We start from the raw sequence: 2,764 nt of genomic DNA on the forward strand, positions 1-2,764 counted from the left end.
CGTATCGACTGGTACATGCAAGTGCAGTTGATGATGGAGAGTAGGATGTGGCCCGAATCTCGGGTATTGGTGGCGTTGGACGCAGAGGGTCATCAGGTATGGCGTTCAGCCGTCCCGAAAGATTCAAGCCAAGTGGTCAAGCTGGGACACGAACAACTCAACAGTGGCTTGCTGTTTCCATCGTTTGTTGAACAATTGACGGAGCCTGAAATGCGTCAATTGTTGGGTGAGCGCGTGATTACGCAACGGGAAATCAGCGAGCTTTACCTTCGCACCCGAGACGTTTCTGATGATGGCCCTTCCTCTTGTACTTTGTTGCCGGAGGACGAACACGCTGATCCACTGATGCAACATTTGCGCGGACCTTATGCAAGGTTCGTAAGGTACCGGGACCGTTTACTACAAGCGGCCCACAGCAACAGAGGCCAGTTGTTCAATCGCGAGATATCAGACGGTGATGTTTCCACCGATGCCAACGTTCAACTGATCCAGCGCGACTTTCCTGGCCTGCCAAAATTGGCGGCCGAAGAACTGGTGACCCATGCCAGCAGTCAAGAGCTGGCGCGCATGCAATCAACATCGCGTTTGCCGCTGCGCCTGGCCGAAGAGGCACGTATTTACGTGCAGAAGGCGCGCGTCATGCGGGCACATGCTGATCTTCTGTTCGACAATCAATTCACGCTGGATGGCGTACACCTGGCGCTACACAAAATGGCCTCCCTGCCTGGGCTGCTGGAGGGGGCCTGTATCGAGCTGCGTGCGGATACCTACGACGGCCTTTTGCTGGACCGGGTGGGGGATGTCAATGCTCCCCGGCAACTTCGTCTTATCCATACCGATTTGACGGAGTGGAAACTCTGTAGCGGGCCGGAAAAAGTCGAGTATTGGCGCAGGGACAAGGATGCTTTTTTCAACGCGCTCTGGATGGCAAGCAGTGGCAAGTTCAGTGGTTGGTCGACGTTCAACGCAGCTGCACAACGGCTGAAAAAGCAGATTGCACAACAGTCGCTGAGTGAGCAGGTGAGCCGACGGGTGCTTGGTTTACAAACGATCAGGCCCGGTTTCAGATCCCCTATGCGTTTGGCTGACGGGCGCATCGGTTATCCACTCAGTCCCTTGGGTGGCGCGACTGATCGACCATCGGTTTGTAAGAGGGCAGCGATGGCGCTCTATCCATCGAAGTCCATGGAAGAGGTCGAGGCAATGCTTGGACTGGGGGATGCAGACGACGCTGTGCTGCTGGCGAAGCTGACCCAGCTTGAGGCGCAGTTTACAGAACTGGACCAGACGCTGATCAAGTGGCAGCAGGAAGGCGGACCAGGCTATGCGAGTGCCAGACGCAGGGTGTCGGGTACCATCAAGGCCGCCTGGCGCAGGGCTGGTGCTCAGGCATTCGCGGGTGATGGAACGCCGATCGGCCACGTACTGGATTTGTCGGATGAAGTGATCGGCGAGTTGCCGGCGATTAGCGCGAATATGGATCATGTGGGGAGACTGGTGCTACGTCGAATGGCGCTTTCGGACATCTCCTTGCCTTTTCTTAATGCTTTTGGCGGCTTGCGCTGGTTGGACATGAGGGAAAACAACCTGACGCAATTGCCGGAATTCGCCAATGGTGGGGCAGGGCTGACGAAACTCAACTTGAGTAGGAATGACATCCAGCTGACGGCCCCAAGCCGACTACGCCTGGAGGGCATGCAGAGTTTGAAGATTCTGAATCTGGCAGATAATCGTCGCCTGGGATGGCAGGCCGACCTGCGCCGCCTGCGCAATTTGAACCAGCTTTATCTGGCGGGCACCGACACCGCCACCTTTCCCGTCGGCGCCGAACAATTGCCTCACCTGGCCCGCATCGATCTGCACACGAACCGGATCACCACGTTACCCGAATACGCTTACCAGCATCTGGAGCGCATCAATGTGCATGACAATCCATTATCGCCGGCCACGCTCGCCCGGCTGGGTGAACCTTTCAACCCGGCGCAGTGGGGGGAGCACATCACCGTGGACGAAGCGCGCGGCTTGTGGTTGGAGGGGATGTCGCCCACGGAGTTGGCGCGGCGCGGCGGGATCTGGGATGAACTCAGGGCTAGCCCGGAGTCGGCCGCTTTTTTTACCGTCGTGGCCGATATCACCCGCAGTGCCGAGTATGCCAGTGAAGTAGCCCGTCCAGTCTTGGCCGAACGGGTATGGGACATGCTGGAGGCCGCGAGCGAAAGCCAAGGCATTCGCGAGGCGTTATTTACCGCCGCCGATGATCGTGTGACCTGCGGTGACGGCAGTTCGGTCGAGTTCATGAACCTTGAGAGTGAACTGATGGGGGCAAGGGCACTTGAGCTGGAAGAAACGGAAAATGCCGAGGGCGTACTGATTACCACCGCCAGAAAGCTTTTTCGCTTAATGCTGGTAGACGCCATCGCTCTACGGGATGTTGCGGCAAGAGGACCTGGATTCACCGAACAGGTTGAAGTCATCCTGGCTTATCGAACGCGGCTCGCAGACCGGTTGGAGTTGCCGGTCAAATCCCGCGGCATGTTGTTTCCCCAGCAGGCGAATGTGGCCCAGGTGGCTGTCGATGCAGCTTATGAGCAGGTGCTCAGGGACGAGCGTAACTCTGATGCTGAGGAGGTTTTTTTTGTTGGGCGCATGTTCTGGGAGAAGCACCTTCGCGCGCGCTATTCTCAAGAGTTCAGCGCGCTGATGGCGCAGGATCTCGAGCGGATTGACGCGAAAAGTGCTGCATTGTTCGAACTGTCGGATTTGC

Annotated in this window: 1 protein-coding gene; it reads left to right on the forward strand. The window is 57.3% G+C overall.

Going from position 1 to position 2,764, the window contains the following annotated elements; all coding sequences use genetic code 11:
- Positions 1-15 precede the first annotated feature (15 nt).
- Positions 16-2,764, forward strand: a 2,749-nt coding sequence (locus ACRESD_RS03030; RefSeq protein ID WP_431749568.1) for an NEL-type E3 ubiquitin ligase domain-containing protein, incomplete at its 3' end; no start/stop codon positions are given.

The sequence above is a fragment of the Pseudomonas sp. genome (genome assembly GCF_050739995.1).
Taxonomy (GTDB): domain Bacteria; phylum Pseudomonadota; class Gammaproteobacteria; order Pseudomonadales; family Pseudomonadaceae; genus Aquipseudomonas.